The sequence below is a fragment of the Oceanobacillus jordanicus genome (assembly GCF_022095695.1).
In the GTDB taxonomy this organism is placed as follows: Bacteria; Bacillota; Bacilli; order Bacillales; family Amphibacillaceae; genus Oceanobacillus_B; species Oceanobacillus_B jordanicus.
Genome location: NZ_JAIFZM010000001.1, coordinates 172,478 through 190,025 on the forward strand (window position 1 = coordinate 172,478; position 17,548 = coordinate 190,025).

At 40.6% G+C, this 17,548-nt stretch carries 19 protein-coding genes; 8 read left to right on the plus strand and 11 right to left on the minus strand.

From position 1 onward, the window contains the following. The first annotated feature begins 125 nt into the window (after positions 1 to 125). From K3T81_RS00870 to K3T81_RS00880, 3 genes are all read left to right on the plus strand, one after another. Entirely contained in the window at positions 126 to 1,292 is a 1,167-nt protein-coding gene (locus tag K3T81_RS00870) for a TraB/GumN family protein (protein WP_238017556.1), read from the plus strand. A 181-nt stretch (positions 1,293 to 1,473) separates the two neighbouring features. After that, positions 1,474 to 2,739, plus strand: coding sequence for an MFS transporter (locus tag K3T81_RS00875; RefSeq protein ID WP_238017559.1), 1,266 nt, complete (start codon positions 1,474 to 1,476; stop codon positions 2,737 to 2,739). A gap of 55 nt (positions 2,740 to 2,794) precedes the next feature. After that, positions 2,795 to 4,690 carry a PrkA family serine protein kinase gene (locus K3T81_RS00880; protein ID WP_238017562.1) on the plus strand — a complete coding sequence of 632 codons (1,896 nt, stop codon included), beginning with the start codon at positions 2,795 to 2,797 and terminating at the stop codon, positions 4,688 to 4,690. A gap of 96 nt (positions 4,691 to 4,786) precedes the next feature. Here the strand turns inward: K3T81_RS00880 and K3T81_RS00885 are convergent, their stop codons facing one another. Next, positions 4,787 to 4,894, minus strand: coding sequence for a DUF3221 domain-containing protein (locus tag K3T81_RS00885; RefSeq protein WP_202606424.1), 108 nt, complete (start codon positions 4,892 to 4,894; stop codon positions 4,787 to 4,789). Positions 4,895 to 4,904: 10 nt separating this feature from the next. Between K3T81_RS00885 and K3T81_RS00890 the strand changes: the two genes are divergently transcribed. After that, the gene (locus tag K3T81_RS00890; protein WP_238017565.1) at positions 4,905 to 5,078 is read left to right on the plus strand and encodes a hypothetical protein; all 174 of its coding nucleotides are present in this window, start codon (positions 4,905 to 4,907) and stop codon (positions 5,076 to 5,078) included. A 234-nt stretch (positions 5,079 to 5,312) separates the two neighbouring features. Continuing rightward, positions 5,313 to 6,476, plus strand: coding sequence for a sporulation protein YhbH (yhbH, locus tag K3T81_RS00895; RefSeq protein ID WP_238017567.1), 1,164 nt, complete (start codon positions 5,313 to 5,315; stop codon positions 6,474 to 6,476). 42 nt (positions 6,477 to 6,518) lie between these two features. Here the strand turns inward: yhbH and ymzB are convergent, their stop codons facing one another. The 6 genes from ymzB to K3T81_RS00925 form a co-directional block, all read right to left on the minus strand. Beyond that, complete coding sequence (gene ymzB / locus K3T81_RS00900) at positions 6,519 to 6,866, minus strand: protein YmzB (protein WP_238017570.1); 348 nt, start codon at positions 6,864 to 6,866, stop codon at positions 6,519 to 6,521. A 165-nt stretch (positions 6,867 to 7,031) separates the two neighbouring features. Further along, positions 7,032 to 7,895 carry a metal ABC transporter permease gene (locus K3T81_RS00905; protein ID WP_238017572.1) on the minus strand — a complete coding sequence of 288 codons (864 nt, stop codon included), beginning with the start codon at positions 7,893 to 7,895 and terminating at the stop codon, positions 7,032 to 7,034. Continuing rightward, positions 7,892 to 8,761, minus strand: a complete 870-nt coding sequence (locus K3T81_RS00910; protein WP_238017574.1) for a metal ABC transporter permease — start codon at positions 8,759 to 8,761, stop codon at positions 7,892 to 7,894. Before K3T81_RS00910 ends, K3T81_RS00905 begins: the two co-directional genes overlap by 4 nt. After that, positions 8,733 to 9,515, minus strand: coding sequence for a metal ABC transporter ATP-binding protein (locus K3T81_RS00915; RefSeq protein WP_238017575.1), 783 nt, complete (start codon positions 9,513 to 9,515; stop codon positions 8,733 to 8,735). Before K3T81_RS00915 ends, K3T81_RS00910 begins: the two co-directional genes overlap by 29 nt. A gap of 28 nt (positions 9,516 to 9,543) precedes the next feature. Continuing rightward, positions 9,544 to 10,470, minus strand: coding sequence for a metal ABC transporter solute-binding protein, Zn/Mn family (locus tag K3T81_RS00920; RefSeq protein ID WP_238017578.1), 927 nt, complete (start codon positions 10,468 to 10,470; stop codon positions 9,544 to 9,546). A gap of 323 nt (positions 10,471 to 10,793) precedes the next feature. Continuing rightward, positions 10,794 to 11,867 (minus strand): metal ABC transporter solute-binding protein, Zn/Mn family, encoded by a 1,074-nt coding sequence (locus tag K3T81_RS00925; RefSeq protein WP_238017581.1) that lies wholly within the window; start codon positions 11,865 to 11,867, stop codon positions 10,794 to 10,796. Between the two features lie 188 nt (positions 11,868 to 12,055). Between K3T81_RS00925 and K3T81_RS00930 the strand changes: the two genes are divergently transcribed. Beyond that, on the plus strand, positions 12,056 to 13,465 hold the full coding sequence (locus K3T81_RS00930) for a SpoVR family protein (protein ID WP_238017584.1): 1,410 nt from the start codon (positions 12,056 to 12,058) through the stop codon (positions 13,463 to 13,465). Between the two features lie 73 nt (positions 13,466 to 13,538). Here the strand turns inward: K3T81_RS00930 and K3T81_RS00935 are convergent, their stop codons facing one another. Continuing rightward, positions 13,539 to 14,555: a DUF3231 family protein gene (locus tag K3T81_RS00935; protein ID WP_238017587.1), complete on the minus strand. Its 1,017-nt coding sequence runs from the start codon at positions 14,553 to 14,555 to the stop codon at positions 13,539 to 13,541. Between the two features lie 349 nt (positions 14,556 to 14,904). Between K3T81_RS00935 and K3T81_RS00940 the strand changes: the two genes are divergently transcribed. After that, a complete protein-coding gene (locus K3T81_RS00940) occupies positions 14,905 to 15,504 on the plus strand; it encodes a YpjP family protein (RefSeq protein WP_119576234.1) in 600 nt (199 codons plus the stop codon). A 21-nt stretch (positions 15,505 to 15,525) separates the two neighbouring features. On the opposite strand, the gene K3T81_RS00945 is transcribed toward K3T81_RS00940, so the two are convergent. Further along, complete coding sequence (locus K3T81_RS00945) at positions 15,526 to 16,230, minus strand: NAD-dependent protein deacylase (protein ID WP_238017590.1); 705 nt, start codon at positions 16,228 to 16,230, stop codon at positions 15,526 to 15,528. Between the two features lie 159 nt (positions 16,231 to 16,389). On the opposite strand from K3T81_RS00945, the gene K3T81_RS00950 reads away from it, so the two are divergent. Continuing rightward, on the plus strand, positions 16,390 to 17,133 hold the full coding sequence (locus tag K3T81_RS00950; RefSeq protein ID WP_238017593.1) for a hypothetical protein: 744 nt from the start codon (positions 16,390 to 16,392) through the stop codon (positions 17,131 to 17,133). 47 nt (positions 17,134 to 17,180) lie between these two features. On the opposite strand, the gene K3T81_RS00955 is transcribed toward K3T81_RS00950, so the two are convergent. Together K3T81_RS00955 and K3T81_RS00960 are read right to left on the minus strand one after the other, a co-directional pair. After that, complete coding sequence (locus tag K3T81_RS00955; RefSeq protein ID WP_238017595.1) at positions 17,181 to 17,375, minus strand: H-type small acid-soluble spore protein; 195 nt, start codon at positions 17,373 to 17,375, stop codon at positions 17,181 to 17,183. 12 nt (positions 17,376 to 17,387) lie between these two features. Beyond that, a complete protein-coding gene (locus K3T81_RS00960) occupies positions 17,388 to 17,507 on the minus strand; it encodes a DUF4023 domain-containing protein (RefSeq protein ID WP_081779477.1) in 120 nt (39 codons plus the stop codon). Positions 17,508 to 17,548: the final 41 nt, after the last annotated feature.

The following is a 17,548-nucleotide window of genomic DNA, read 5'->3' on the forward strand; positions in this document are numbered from 1 at the left end:
TAAAACCATTTACCTTGTAATGCAAGGGTTTTTTTATTTGAACTTTGTACTTTTACTTGATACTCTATAAAATTTAATCCGTTTCAAGTATAATGGAATTATACGGAATAAAAGGAAGGTAACCCATGACGGAAGAGAATATAACGCGAATACATATAGATGAGAAAGAATTCATCCTTATCGGCACGGCGCATGTTTCTAGACACAGCGCAGAGCAAGTGAAGGAAGTTATTGAAAGAGAAAACCCAGATGCCGTTTGTGTGGAACTGGATGAACAGCGATTCCAATCCATTCAGGATGAAAACCGCTGGCGTAATATGGACATCTTTAAAATAATTAAGGAAAAGAAGGCCACGCTATTATTGATGAATTTGGCTATATCTTCATTCCAAAAAAGGATGGCTAAGCAGTTTGATATTAATCCGGGGCAGGAAATGATCCAGGGGATTGAATCGGCTAAAGAGACAGGGGCAGAGCTTGTGCTTGCCGATCGCAATATCCAAACGACCTTCTCTCGTATTTGGCGGGGGATTGGTCTTAAAGGGAAGGCTACCTTACTGATGCAAGTAATCGCAGGCATATTTAGTAAGGAAAGCATTTCAGAGGAAGAACTGGAAAAGATGAAGAACCAGGATACGATTAATACGATTCTTCATGAATTCACAGAGCATTTTCCAGAGTTAAAAACCCCCTTAATTGATGAACGCGATCAATATTTATCGCAAAAGATCAAGGATGCACCTGGTAAGAAAATTGTTGCCGTACTTGGAGCAGCGCATGTGCCAGGGATTAAAGAGGAAATAAACCGGGAGCATGATTTAAACAAACTAACGGAGCTCCCGGCAAAATCATCTTGGCCCAAAGTCATTGGCTGGACCATCCCATTTATTATTTTGGCGGTCATCGTCTACACCTTTATCGCTAATCCGACGGCTGGTTGGCAGCAAACAATAAGTTGGGTCGTATGGAACGGTGCCCTTTCGGCTATTGGGGCTATCATCGCACGTGCCCACCCGCTGGCTATTTTGACTGCCTTTATCGTGGCGCCACTAACCTCTTTAAACCCACTGCTTGCTGCAGGGTGGTTTGCTGGTTTTGTGCAAGCGTATTTCAAGAGGCCTAATGTGGGTGATTTTGAAACCCTTACTGAGGACGTATTTACCGTGAAGGGGTTTTTCCATAATAAAGTAACCCGTGTGCTATTGGTTATATTATTGACTAACTTGGGAAGCTCACTTGGAACATTGATTGGTGGAGTGGATGTTATCCGTCGATTTATCGAAAATATATAAGAACAAGGAACCCTGGTGCCTGCCAGGGTTTTTGTTTTGCCTTTTTAATAGGTCCTAACAATTTCTGATTATTCTCCATCGTGAAAAATAAATTTCTGTTAATCTAGTCATTTTATATTTACTTTTCTATCATTTGTGTCTAATATATTTAGGGACACGAAATAATAAGGCGGCGAACATCATGCGATTTATTCAAGAATGGGTAACGCAATTCAAAACATACAATAATAATATTAAACTAGCTATTTTGGCAAATATTTTTTCCCAAGTTGGTCTGGGGATTTTTATGGTTGTTTACAACTTTTATATACGGGAGCTTGGCTATAGTCAGGATGTAAATGGCCAGGTCATTGCGCTAACAGCACTTGCCACAGCGATTATTCTCGTACCAGCTGGTTTTCTCAGTGATAAGTTGGGACGAAAACGCATTATGGGGTTTGGCATCCTCGCAGCAGGGCTGGTACTTTTTTTACGGAGTATTATAGAATTGGAATCTTTGTTACTGGTAGCAGGTTTTGCTACAGGGATATTCACTGCCTTTTTGCAGGTTTCTACGGTACCATGGCTTGCAGAGAACTCTGCTCTAAAACAGCGCGTGCATCTGTTTAGCCTGCATGCTGCACTTGTCACGGTTGCGAATGTAATTGGGAGTATCCTTGGAGGTACCTTGACCGATTTGTTTTCCCTTTTAACAACAGATCTGCAAAGTATTCGGTATACCTTAATTATTGGAAGCTTGTTTTATTTTCTATCCTTCTTTCCTATATTAAAGCTGAGCGAACAACGTAAACCGAAGCCTGAAAAGAAACAGAAATTCAATATGAAGCAGTATGTCAGCGAAAATAAGTTTGGTTTTAAAATTATCGCGCTTTTCGCCATTGCGCAGTTATTAATTGGGTTCGGTAGCGGGCTTGTCATTCCATATCTTAACCTGTATTTTGCCGACAGGTTTTCTGCCTCAAATTCTGTAGTTGGTCTGATTATTTCCATCGGTCAAGCGGCTACGGCTATTGCCATGTTTGTTGGGCCTTTTGTTGTGAGCAAGATGGGCGAGGTACGTGCTGTTGTCACCTTACAACTCCTTTCACTGCCTTTCCTGCTATTGACCGCTTATACGGATAATTTACTGTTGGCAACGGTTGGGTTTTTATTCAGGCAAGCTTTAATGAACGCTGGGAACCCAATTCAGTCCTCGCTCATGATGTCACAGGTGGACGATTCGATGAAAGGCCTGGCGAACTCAGTAAACCAGATGGTATTCAATTTAGGTTGGGCATTTATGGGCCCTGTTTCTACCGGAATTGTGCTTAAGTATGGCTCCTATTGGGGCTATGCTAATGTGTTTACAATTACGGCCTGTCTCTACCTAGTCGGTTCCTTGTACTTCTATTTTGTTTTCCGTTCTGTGAAGCGGACGAATGAACCTGTGGAAAACAAACCGGCATGATGAATAAGCCTGCTGCATAAAATGTATAAACCATGCCCTAGATGGAGGGAACCTAATGGATATACTAAACAAAGTGAAGCAGTATCGTGAAGAAGAGAAAACATTGAAGTGGGAAGGCACGTTTGCAGATTACCTTGCAATCATAAGGGAGCGGCCAGAAGTTGCCCAAACTGCGCATTCGCGTGTGTACAATATGATAAAGCACTCCGGTTTAAGTGAAAGAGATGGTAGAAAGATGTACCACTTCTTTGGGGAAGAGATTTTTGGGCTGGAGGAATCGATTGAACGACTAGTGGAGGAATACTTTCACCCAGCAGCGAAACGACTTGATGTGCGAAAACGGATATTATTATTAATGGGACCGGTCAGTGGAGGGAAATCTACCATTGTTACCATGCTAAAGCGTGGTTTGGAGCAGTATTCAAGGACGGACGAAGGTGCAGTTTATGCCATAAAGGGCTGCCCAATGCATGAGGATCCCCTGCATTTAATTCCGAAGCATTTACGCGAGGAGTTTTATGATGACTATGGGATTAGAATAGAAGGAAGTCTGTCGCCATTAAATACAATGCGACTGGATAAAGAGTATGGTGGGAAAATTGAAGATGTTCTGGTAGAACGGATTTTTCTCTCGGAAGATAAGCGAATTGGAATCGGCACATTTAGCCCTTCTGATCCCAAATCACAGGATATTGCAGATCTTACGGGGAGCATCGATTTCTCTACGATTGCAGAATACGGGTCTGAGTCAGATCCACGTGCATACCGGTTTGATGGGGAATTAAATAAGGCAAACCGAGGGATGATGGAGTTTCAAGAAATGCTAAAATGTGATGAGAAGTTCCTTTGGCATCTGCTTTCCTTAACACAAGAGGGTAACTTTAAAGCCGGACGATTTGCGCTCATAAGTGCTGACGAACTAATTGTTGCCCATACAAATGAGTCAGAGTATCGCTCCTTTATTTCCAATAAGAAGAACGAGGCACTTCATTCCCGAATTATTGTCATGCCAATTCCTTATAACCTTCGGGTAAGTCAGGAAGAACGTATTTACGAAAAAATGATTAATGAGAGTGACATGAAGCACGTCCATATTGCTCCCCATGCCCTGAGAGTTGCAGCGATATTTTCTATATTGACAAGATTAGAAGATTCTAAGAAACAAAGTGTTGATATCGTGAAGAAAATGCGTCTATACGACGGGGAAAATGTGGAAGGGTTTAGTCAGATAGACGTAGAAGAATTAAAAAAAGAATATCCTGTTGAGGGCATGAATGGAATTGATCCACGTTATGTTATTAACCGTATATCCTCTGCCATTATTAGAAAAGAAGTGCCTTCCATTAATGCATTGGATGTATTGCGATCGTTAAAAGATGGACTTGATCAGCATGCATCGATTTCAGATGAGGCAAAAGAAGATTACATGAATTATATATCGGTGGCCCGGAAAGAGTACGACGAGATTGCTAAAAAAGAAGTACAAAAAGCGTTTGTCTATTCTTATGAAGAATCTGCTAAAACGTTGATGGATAACTACTTGGATAATGTAGAAGCATTTTGCAATAAGAATAAGCTACGAGACCAGTTGACCGGGGAAGAAATGAGTCCGGATGAAAAACTAATGCGTTCGATTGAGGAGCAGATTGGTATTTCGGAAAATGCGAAAAAGGCTTTCAGGGAAGAGATTTTGATTCGAATTTCTGCATATGCTCGAAAAGGAAAACGATTCGACTACAATTCTCATGATCGTTTGCGTGAAGCGATCCAAAAGAAATTATTTGCTGACTTGAAGGACATTGTTAAAATTACCACCTCATCGAAAACACCAGATGAGTCTCAATTGAAAAAGGTTAATGAGGTCATTTCGCGCCTGATTGACGAACATGGCTACAACTCTGTATCTGCCAATGAGCTACTGCGGTATGTGGGAAGCTTGTTGAATCGATAAGAAAAGCGCAGGCAAGATAGAATGAACATGTTTTAAAAATAAAAAAGCTTCCTTTTGAATTTACTTTCAGGAGGAAGCTTTTTTCGTTTGATGTAGTTAGGAAAGCTTCTCTATAAAGTAGGCTGACGTTTTGGGAGGATTTGATTCTTGTAGGTAGTCACTATATATTCTTACCTTTTGGTTAATTTTAAGATTGTGAAACAAGGGTTTGGCTTTGTGTAGGAGAAGAGGTGCTATTCAATCAACCATGTATGTGGTCCAATCGATCAAGAACGTTGTTCTATCAATCAAGAAAGCAGTCCAATCAACCAAGAATGCGGCTCAATCAATCAAGAGAGCGTCCCAATCAACCAAGATTGCGATCCAATCGATCAAGATTGTAGCCTAATCAATCAAGAGAACAGCCCAATCAACCAAGAATGCGACTCAATCGATCAAGAGAACGGCCCAATCAACTAAGATAGCAATCCAATCGCCCCCAGCCCTTCCCGAAAAATTAATCCAGCCGCACCCCAATCCAATTAATACGTCCAAAAAGTTTAAAAAATGCAATAATTAAGTTGTCTTTGCATAGTATAGAGAAAGCCATTATTGCTTTGATAAGTTAGTAGGAGGAGAGGTTATGCAGGAGAAAAAGGAAACCTTTGTTGTCTCCCAGGAAAACTGGTCCCTCCATCGCAAAGGCTATCAAGATCAAAAACGACATATTGATAAAGTAAAAGATGCGATAAAAAACAACCTCCCCGATTTAGTAAGTGAGGAAAGTATCATTATGTCGAATGGCCGCGATGTTATTAAAATACCAATACGTTCATTGGATGAGTATAAGATCAGATATAATTACGACAAGTCAAAACATGTTGGGCAAGGGAATGGAGACAGCAAGGTTGGAGATGTCGTCGCCCGTGAGCCAAATAAAAAAGGTAAAGATGGTGCTGGTCAGGGTAAAAAGGCTGGAGATAAGCCAGGAACAGATTATTATGAAGCAGAAGTTTCTCTGGCAGAATTAGAAGAAGCATTATTTGCGGAATTGGAGCTGCCAGACTTGGAACAAAAGGATCAGGACAACATCATTACTGAGAAAATTGAGTTTAATGATATCCGGAAAAAAGGATTGATGGGGAATATTGATAAGAAGCGGACGATTCTTACTTCCATAAAGCGTAATGCTACAGAAGGAAGACCTGGCATTATGCCAATATATAATGATGATTTACGTTTTAAAACGTGGAATGAGGTGACGAAGCCTGAGTCAAAAGCAGTCGTACTTGCAATGATGGACACAAGTGCTTCTATGGGAACATTTGAAAAGTATGTAGCACGTAGTTTTTTCTTCTGGATGACCCGTTTTCTTCGTTCCAAGTACGAAACAGTAGAGATAGAATTTATCGCCCACCATACTGAAGCAAAGGTAGTTTCAGAAGAGGATTTCTTTTCTAAAGGGGAAAGTGGTGGTACGATTTGTTCCTCTGCTTATTACAAGGCTTTAGAGCTAATCCAGGACACGTACAGACCATCCAGCTATAATATTTATCCTTTTCATTTTTCTGATGGGGAAAACATTACGTCTGATAATCCAACCTGCATTCGGTTGGTAAATGAAATTATGGATCTATCGCAAATGTTCGGATATGGTGAAGTAAATAGCTATAATCGCCCGTCCACCTTAATGCGAGCATACAGCACGATATCGAATGAAAAGTTCCGACATTATGTGTTAAAAGAAAAAAAGGATGTCTACCACGCAATGAAGCAATTTTTTACTACTAAACCTGCATTAGTATAAGCAACATACTGCCGCCAGCATAGAAAAAGCTGACGGCAGTTTCTATTCGATTACTTCAATAGTATAAATACCTCTGTCCGTTGTTAAAGAAAAGCGGGAGCCATCAAATTGGTACAGCGAAGAATCCTCAAGCGGAATTTCGTAAACAGAAGAAGGGAGCTGTTCCATATTCTGTGCACTGTTTTCTACTTGCCCTGTCCCATTCAGTTGTAGGGAATGAAGGGGGGTGTATTCATCCAGACGGTGGGGATTTGATTCATAGGTGACAGCCCGGAGGTCGATAATCAATTCATCACAGTCGTCGATTTCCTGTTTGACTACCCGTACTTTTTTCCCGTTCCACTTCGTTAATAACTTATTAAATTTTTCGATCGTTAAGTATTGATCCATTGTCATCCCTCCATTACCGTATTTTCCCCTTTTTGAATAGAAACATACCTAGAATTAAAAGCGAAACAACCTAGCTTGCGATTCGTAATTAGACGAAAAAGGAAGTGCGCACGTCAAAAAAGGCTCCGGTTTTTAGCCAAAGCCTTGCTCATATATCTAATGCATTTACGTTGTACGTAATCGTTTAAAAACAAGTCCATGCCTTGGACTGAATAAAAAGGCAAGGATAAATAATATGCCCGTAGAACTAGCCATCGATCCAGCAATTGAAACATTAAAATATACGGCGCTTCCATAGCCAATTAAGGCAGATAAAATGCCGATCGCTCCACTCATCCACAACATCGTGAAAAATTTGTCTGTTAAAAGATAGGCCGTCGATCCAGGTACGATAAGCATCGCTACTACGAGAATAGCACCTACACTGTCAAAGGATGCAACGGTTGACAGGGATACCATAATCATTAGCAAATAATGAATAAAAACAACTGGAACGCCAATCAGCAGCGCATATTGCGGATCAAAGGTAGATAGTTTGATTTCTTTGTAAAAGATTGCGATTAAAAGTAAGTTAACGAAGAGCACCCCTCCAAGCATCCAAACAGCTACAGGGCCCAAGGAAACTCCCCCAATTTGGAGCGTGTTCCATGGCACAAAGGCAATTTCCCCCATCAAGGCATGTTGTACATCCAAATGGACTTGATCGCCAATAAAGGCAATGAGTACTACCCCAAGTGCGAAAAGGGAGGTGAAGACAACACCAATTGCTGCATCCGACTGCACGCCAGAGCGATGTAGTGTCTCCACAAAGAAGGCGGTAAGTAGGCCAACAATTGCTGCGCCAATTAACATCGGAACACCATTAAGAGACTGGGTTACAAAGAAGGCACCGACTATGCCTAGTAGTACTGTATGGCTGATCGCATCAGCAATCATGGACATCTTACGCAAAACAAGAAGCGAGCCCGTTACACCACATGTAAGCCCTACTAAACAACCAGTTATTACAATCCATAATGTATAGGTCATGCCTGTCTAACCCTCCTTATGACGAGCCCTTTCTTCTTACCAAACAACAAAGATATAAAAAAGATGAAGGATGCACTGAGTACGATTACCGGACCAGTAGGCAAGCCAACTATCGTGGTACTGATAACTGCCCCGAGCACTCCAGATATTGCGCCGAATATTCCGGCTAGGATCGCCATCACACCCAATCTCTCTGTCCAATATCTTGCTGCAAGAGGGGGAGTAATTAATAAAGCGGCAATTAAAATGACCCCAACCATTTGGATTCCGATTACAACGATAGCAACAACAAGGAACAACATTAAGCCATTTAGAAAGCTAACAGGTAGACCTATACCTTTCGCAAACTGTGGATCGAACAAGGTTAGCTTAAATTCTTTAAAGAAGAGCATAGAAATTAATACTAAAAGGAATGCTCCCCCTGTGATAAGCTGAACATCACTTTTCACTAGTGATGCTGCCTGCCCAAAGATAAAGGTGTCCAGACCCGCTTGGCTACCGGTAGAATTTTGCTGAATATAAGTTAGCAATACAATACCAAATCCAAAAAATACAGAGATAATAATCCCAATTGCAGCATCTGTTTTTATTCGCGATTTGTTAATAATAAACTGAATAGCTTGGGTTGCCAGGAAGCTCGTAATGGCTGCTCCAATTAAAAGGATAGGTATACTTTTCACTTCAAAGATTAGAAACATAATACAGACTCCAGGCAGTGCGGCATGGGCCATTGCATCACTAATTAGACTTTGTTTTTTTAGTAATACAAAGCTACCAATAACGCCGCTGGCAAATCCTAAGAGCAGACTCCCTACTAACACCCATTGGAAATTAGCATTACTCAGACTCGAAAGCAAGGTGTCCATGTGCGTGATGCTCCTTTTCTGTGCTCGGCGTTTTTTGTAAAAAGGCAATTTTCCCGCCGTAGGTTTTTTCCAAGTTTTCCAGTGTGAAAACCTTTGGAGTTTCCCCAAAGTCTACTAGCTGTTTGTTCAGAAGCAAGACATGGTCGAAATAATCTTCTACTGTTTGCAGATCATGGTGGACTACGATAACCGTCTTACCTTCCTGCTTCCAATTTTTCATCAACTGAATAATAGCCCGCTCTGTTGCTGCATCAACTCCGGAAAATGGTTCATCCATAAAGTAAACCATGGCATCTTGAGCCAGTGCACGTGCCAGGAAGACACGCTGTTGTTGGCCGCCTGACAGTTGGCTAATCTGCCGTTCGGCATAACCCAACATTCCCACCTTTTGAAGACACTCTCTAGCCCAGGTGATTTCCGCTTTTTTGGCCCGTTTAAATATGCCGATATGGCGGTACCTTCCCATCAGTACGACATCAAGCGCATTGGTTGGAAAGTCCCAGTCGACTTCACTGCGCTGTGGAACGTAACCGATCAGTTTCTTTTGTTGCGCATATGGTTCCCCATATACTTTTACTTCTCCAGTAATAGATGGGATTAGCCGCAATATAGATTTTATTAAAGTGGATTTTCCTGCGCCGTTAGGCCCGATGATCCCTGTAATTGAACCATTCGGAATGGAAAAAGATACGTCTTCCAAAACAGGTTTTTTATCATAAGATACAGTTAGATCTGAGACATGAAGTGCATGCATTGGTTCTCTCCTCCTTTTTAAGTATTACTTATTTTAAAGAATCTACGATGGTGTCGACATTATGTCTGAACATTCCAATATAGGTTCCTTCCTCTGTACCTTCTTCACCCATGGCATCGGAATATAGCTCTCCACCAATGGAAACATCGTGACCTGCTTCCTTTGCACCTTCTACAACAGCATTAATTGACCGTTCAGACACACTGCTTTCAACAAATACCCCTTTAATATTCCGTTCTATGAGGACATCGATAATGCGTTGAATATCGTTTACGCCATCAGATTCAGTACTCAATCCTTGTAGTCCGATAACCTCAAAGCCATACGCTTCCCCGAAATAATTGAACGCATCATGAGCAGTTACTAGTACACGGCTCTCCTCTGGTATTTCGGTAAACCGATCTTTTGCATAGGTTTCTAGTTCTTGCAATTCGGTTAAATACGCTGATGTATTTTCTTTATACACCGACTCATTGTCTGGATCTAACTCAATTAACCCATCTCGTACAGCTTCTGTTGCTCGTTTCCATAGACCGATATCAAACCAGACATGTGGGTCGCTAATATCCGGACTGGCTGGATCTGCCAAAAGCTCCTCATTCGGAATACTTTCAGCAACCGCAATCGTTGGCTTTTTTTCCTGCATATTTTGAAAAATCTCATCCATTTGTCCCTCTAAGTGTAGGCCGTTGTAGAAAATGATATCTGCTTCGTTAAGCTTTTGGATATCTCCTTGAACGGTATTGTATAAATGTGGATCAACGCCAGGCCCCATTAAACTTTCAACTTCTATCGTCTCTCCACCTACTTGCTTTGCTATGTCCCCAATTTGGGCAATCGTTGTTACTACTTTGACTGGTTCCTTGCTAGAACCTCCATTACTTTCTGTCTTGGTGGAGCAGCCAACCAATCCAAATAACAAGAACACAAAACCAATTAAAAATAATTTTTTCATTTTCATTTTCCCCTCTCTCTATTTTGTTTCCTTTGTGCAAAACTTAAGCAAAAAAATATAATGGCATTTTATGCTGTGCTAGTAAGTGTTGTGATTGCGATAAATATTTATACGATAGTTAAAAAGTTTACCTTAGGCAAATTATATTCGGTAAACTAAAAAAATGCAACGGTTTTACAATAAAAAAATAAAACGCTCCCTAATTAAAAGGAGCGTGTAGTTTAAGCGAAATTTAGAACTGTAGATGATGTCGTGTATCCACCATTAAATGAGTAGAAATTAAAATGAAGAGGACGTGTCATCTGACACGTCCTCGTTAAACTTTATTGAAGTGCTTTATTTAATGTTTCTAGATTTTTTTTCATAAGACTGAAATAGTCTTCTTCATTTTCCGCATCTTCCTCCGTTAGAACGGAAAGATTATGCAGTTGCAATGGCTCTGCACCAATTTCATTACGGATTACTTCTGCTACTTTTGTCGTTACGTTTTGCTCAAATATAACATATTTCAAGTCTTTTTCCTTTGCAACACTAATAACTTCTGTAAGTTCCTTCTGGGACGGCTCTTCACTAGAAGATAGTCCTGAAATCGGGATTTGTGCAACACCATAGTTTTCTTCCCAATAGCCGTACGCAGCGTGTGAAACAATCATCTCAGGGTTTTCTTTCGATTCTATTAAAGTATGAAACTCTGCATCTAAATTCTCTAAGTCTGCTTTCAATGTTTCAAAGTTTGCTTCAAACGTTTCTTTTTCTTCAGGCTTTAATTCTACTAACTGGTCTTTAATATTTTCCGCAAGGGCGATAGCACGAATTGGATCTAACCATACGTGTGGATCCATGTCCCCGTGATCATGATCATGTGTAGCTTCTTCGCCTTCGTGATCGTGCTCTTCCGTGGTAGCATCTTCGCCTTCGTGATCGTGCTCTTCCGTGGTAGCATCTTCGCTTTCGTGGTCATGTTCTTCCGTGGTAGCATCTTCGCCTTCATGGTCATGCTCATGGCTGTGTTCCACTGTCTCAATTCCCTCTGCAGCTTCTATTAGGGCAACGACTTCGCCTTCAAGTGCTGAAGACATGCTTTCTGCATAGGATTCCATACCCATTCCGTTATAAATGAAGGCATCAGCTCCGGCGATATCCACCATTTGTTTGGAGGTTGGTTCAAACGTATGAGCATCTGCGCCGAGTGGCATAATGCTTTCCACTTCAACAAACTCACCACCAATTTTCTTAGTGAAATCTTCAAGTGGATATAAAGTGGTATAAATCTTAAGCGGGTTATCTGATCCGTCATTGTTTTCAGCAGACGTATTTTCAGACTCGCTATTACATGCAGCTATGAATAACAGTGAAAACAATAGTCCGGTTAGAACTATGTAATTTCTTTTTTTCATTTGTTTGCTCTCCCTTACGTTTATATCGTTTTGATCTTTTCATATCATAACGTAATGGTTACGGTTTGTAAATAGTAATTGTTTCGATTTGCGAGAGTTTCTTTGCTAAATGTCTGGATGTTAGAAAGTTGTTCATCATTAATAGCCCTTCTCATACACTATATAAAGCATGATAGGAGGGATATTCGTTGACCGACACGAGAGCACTTACCCGTGCAATTGAAGAAATTACCGAAATTGCAACCGGATTTGGTTTGGATTTTTATCCGATGCGTTATGAAATTTGCCCTGCTGATATAATTTATACATTTGGTGCCTATGGGATGCCAACCCGTTTTTCCCATTGGAGCTTTGGTAAACAATTTCACAAAATGAAGCTGCAATATGATCTTGGCTTAAGTCAAATATATGAGTTAGTCATTAATTCAAATCCTTGTTATGCTTTCTTGCTTGATACAAATAGTCTCATACAAAACAAATTAATCATCGCACATGTCCTTGCCCACTGTGATTTCTTTAAAAATAACGTTCGTTTTTCCAATACACGGCGTGATATGGTGGAAAGCATGACAGCTACGGCGGAAAGAATTGCTAACTATGAAATGGTTCATGGCAAGGAAGAAGTGGAGCAGTTTTTAAACGCAATTCTTGCTATTCAAGAGCATATTGATCCATCCATTGTTCGGCCAAAACTCCCTGCTTATAATTTGGAGGATGATGAAGAAGAAGAGCCATACAAAGCAAAAACGGCTTATGATGACCTTTGGGATTTGGATAAAACAACAGATAAAGGAAAACGGTATGTGAAAAAGCGGAAAAAGTTCCCGCCACATCCAGAAAAAGATTTACTATTATTTATTGAAGAGTACAGCACGGAGCTAGAGGATTGGCAACGCGATATTTTAACTATGATGCGGGAGGAAATGCTTTATTTTTGGCCACAGCTGGAAACAAAGATCATGAACGAAGGCTGGGCTTCGTACTGGCATCAACGTATTCTTCGTGAGATGGATCTTAGCACAGAGGATACCATTGAGTTTGCCTCATTAAATGCAGGTGTGGTGCAACCATCCAAGCAAGGCATTAATCCTTATTACCTTGGGTTGAAAATCTTTGAAGATATAGAAGAACGCTATAACAATCCAACAAAGGAAATGCGAGAACTCGGCATACAGCCTGGATCGGGTAGAGAGAAAATGTTTGAGGTAAGGGAAATAGAAGCTGATATTTCGTTTATTCGCAACTATTTAACAAAAGAGCTTGTACAGCGGGAGGATCTTTATCTCTTTGAGAAGAAGGGCAGAGACTATACGATAACCGATAAAAAATATGAAGAAGTGCGCGATCAGCTTGTGTCCATGAGGGTAAACGGAGGGTTTCCTTACATCACTGTAGAGAATGGAGATTACTTGCGAAATGGCGAGTTATATTTGAAACACAGCTATGAAGGTATGGAGCTCGATATTGGCTACCTAGAAAATGTTTTGCCCTACATTTATCAGCTATGGGGGAAGACCGTTTATATGGAAACCTCTGTAGAAGAAAAGCCAGTCGTCTACTCCTATGATGGGAAAAAAGTGTATCAGCGGAATTTGTAAATTAAAATGCGCTGTTACCTGGTGTTAAATGTCTAAGTTGAAAAGAGGAGCAGCTTCCATAAGCTGCTCCTCCTTATTTTTTATTCCTAGCGAGCTGTTCCCTATTCCTTGTACCTGGTGGCTGTTCTAGCCAATGGTTCTCAATCATTAGATCTGCGCCACTTTTCGCTAGTTTCGCTACTTCAAGCGAGAGGCGTTCATAATTAACGGCTAAATCTAATCTTTGGCTGGCCGCAGCAGCAGTGGCGTAATTTCCAATCCCAGCAGAAATTAACAAGGACATATGAAACATGATCATTTTGTCAGAAAATGTTTCTGTCGTCGAGTTGCTAACAGCCACATCTGGAAGTTGTGGTGTTTCAATGTTATTGTCACTTAAGATGGAATTAAATATTTTTCTGTGCTTTTTGGAAATCTCCTTTGATCTTAAAAGGAAATCCTGTACCTTTTTGTTAGGGGAAGTTTGAGCAAAAGCAAGACATAGTTTCATGCCAACATAATTGGACAGGGCATTCATGTATAAATGAGAGATCTCGATAGCGTTCAACGGGCGTTTATCACTAAATGGATTAAGCCCGCTATAATACTCTTTGCTGTTAATGTAATCTGCTTTTTTAGGTACTTCAATATAAGGAATGCGTGGATTAACCCCTTTATGTGTCGCAATTTCAACTGTTTGATTATATAAGGAAGCTGTTTGGTTTAGGGAAGTAGTGAAGTAATCCCGGATGGAAGGCTTTGTACTCATGGACAGTAACCCGCTGTAGGATAGCATGCCAACCTTTGCCAAATGGCCTACATAGGTTAGACAGAATGTATCGGAAAACAGCCATGGGGCATCTAAATGAACATCCTTACTCGTAAATCCATTTGGAATCGCATATTCTTCCGCTTCAAAGATGGCTGTTAGCTGTGTAAGATGGCCATCTGAAATATCCAAGGCATGCTGAATTGCAGGCTTAATATCAGGGTCTTGAATATGCTGAATCATAAACTGGAGGATATAGATAGACATGCTGTCATTTACATAGGCTGTCCAAAGGGAGGCGATTTCACCTGAGTCTAAGTGAATCTTTTTTTCTTCGTTCATTTCTTCACTCCTAGCTAGTTTAGTTACTTTCTAGCTTCTCTCAAATACCATTTATTATGTAAATGTTGTTTTTAAAATAGATGGCATTGAATGATTTGGAAAATTTTAATATTTCCGCTAAAGTTCTAAAAATGTATGGACATATTTATTTTGCGTGGTAAACTTTAAGTAAGTATATAAAGTGAAAACGTCAATCAGTGGAGGTTTTCATTCTTTCCCCACTAATTGTTAGTTGAACGAATCGGCGTGTTAGCGTCCGTTTAATCCCACTAAAAACTAACAGTTTCACCTCATGTTTTGAATTGGGAGTCTTACGGACGGTTGCACCGGGATAAAAGGGGCTCGTAGTATGAAACTTTGGCTAAGGAAGGCGGCAGTCGTCCTCATTACCATAATGACGCTGGGAATGTATGTCCCGCCAGCTTTTTTAAACGCTGATGAGAGTAAAGACGATATCTCTGCCAAAACCGATATAAAAGAAGATATTTCCACCTCTGTAGCAGAAGCAGATAGTCCATTAGAAGAGGAAAGGCAAGAAGATAAAAGCGTCTCCTTTGTCCAGTCAATGACATCAGAGGCAAAGGTACAAACGATGAAAAAACTTGGCCCGAAAATTTCGTCGCAAATTGATCCTGTATTCTTAGATACCATTTTATTTGGTGTGGAAGAAGCAGTAACCAAAACATTGGCTACAGTTGATGAGTCGGATTACCCTTTTATTGGGATCACAGATCAACCAACAGATGGATGGGGAGAAAAGATATTTAACCTCTATGATGTTCGGACAGATAAAGCCCTCGCGAAGTTCCATGTACGCCGGGATAACCGTCCAATGGAAGGTTATTGGTTTAATTTTCATTACCATGTAAGTAATGATCGCTTCGAAACACACCGGGAGATTGGTGAAATATTTTGGAATAAAAACGTTCCTCCGAAATGGATGGCATAGTTGATAATGAAAGGAGCTGGATTATACATCCAGCTCCTTTAATATGTCTCCAATATTGCGATTGTGGATAACAAGATCCGCATAGTAATCCAAGTCAGTTTCCTCGCGGTTAATAATGACAAGTTTTGCTCCACTATCTTTTGCAATTAAAGGAAATTGGTTTGCAGGAGTCACACTTAGAGAGGAACCAAGCACCACAAACAGGTCACAGGCCTGTGCTTCTGTAAAAGCCTGTTGGAAAGCTCTTTGTGGCAATGCCTCTCCGAATAGAACAATAGAGGGGCGGAGAATACCACCACAATCACAGTGGTATTCTTTATCAAGATACGCTTCACTGCTATATTTCTTGTTACAGGACTGGCAATACAGTGTTTGCAATGTACCGTGTAACTCCGCTACCTTTTGGGAACCTGCTTTTTGATGGAACCCATCGACATTTTGGGTAATAATCGATTTTAATTTTCCTTGTTTCTCCCAGTCCGCTAAAATGTAGTGACCTTTATGGGGCTCATAGGTTTTCACTCCGAGCACTCGTTGGCGATAGAATTCTGTAAAGGCATGCACATTTTTATTTAAAGCATCAGTACTTGCAATTTCACTTGGGTCTAGGTTATTCCATAACCCTTGCTTTGCAGAACGAAAATCAGGCAATCCACTTTCGGTTGACATACCAGCCCCTGTAAATACTACAGTATAACTTGCATCATGAAGCCATTGCTCTAGCATCCTTCCACCATCCCATCTAACTTTTCGTGTCCAATTTAACAAAACGAAGATATTTAGTACGTGTTGCTCTACTACTAGTGTATCAAATTTCTAACTACTGTCCCATCATCCATGTCCTTGCATATTCTATATGGAAAGAACCCAGAAAGGATGACAGGTATGGGGCTATATATGGATCGAAACAAGCATCGAAACTTGTTTAAAAACAAGGAACCATTAAAAGAGCCAAACCAAGGGATCTATATAAAAAATCATGTAGCTGAAATGATAATGGAGCAAAAGAAAGTAAACGAGTCGCTTCACCAGACGCAAGTAAAAATGAAGCAGCATTTTTATAGACAAGAAGGAAAGAATGCTGGGCAATGGCGGGAAATGCTAACGGAGTTAAACGCATTACAACAAAATAATTCAATGCAAGACAGACGTGATGCAGAGATGATTCGCCTTTTGGAGCAAATGGAAGAAAAGCATACAAGAATGGAAAAGCTACTAGAAGATACACAACGAACAAATAAGGAGCTTTCCGGGAAAGTGAACCATCTACAATTGGCCCAGTCAGATATGACGGATCATATAACGTCCCGGAAACAAGAGGATAAGGATTTACGAACTAGTTTGCAGCAACAATCTGAGTGGCAGGAAAAAATCGAAACAAAGCTAACGAAACAGGAGGAGCATCAGAAAGCTGTCATGGCAAGTCTGGAAAACCAGGAAGCCTTAACGGAAAAATTGGCGAGGCAGCTTGACCATGTTCGTTCTACCTTGTTCGAACGAACCAGTCATTTGGCAGAAAAAATTGAAGAGAATTATCGTCTAACCACCACATATATTACAAAGCTCTTCACTGGCTCAGAAAATCAAATAGCACACTTTAAAATGGATCGAAGGCAAAATAAAAAGTAGGGAAATTCCCCGTCGATGTGCAGTACATGGACGGGGCGGTTTCCTTACTAATGTTTTACTGGAATGGTTTCCGTTAGTCTGCTGATTTCTACCATCTGTTCATGGTCCATCTCATCGAGTGGAAAGACAGTAGCGGTGCCGTTATCTTCTGCAACTGACTGGATATAAACCGGTATCCCAGCGTAATCAACTTGAATTAAATTCGGAGCTTCTAGGATTTCCCTTACGCGTTGTTTTTCCATAGGTGTGGCTCCTTAATGCCGCTTGTTTGGAAGCTTTTTGGCCGGGTCATTAAACCCTTGGCGCTTTTTATTTTGTATATCCTTTTGCTTTGTTTCATTAAACTTTTTAACGAATTCATTTGTACTCTCCATTTAATCCCCTCCTGAAGAAAATGTCCCCTTTAATAATTTAA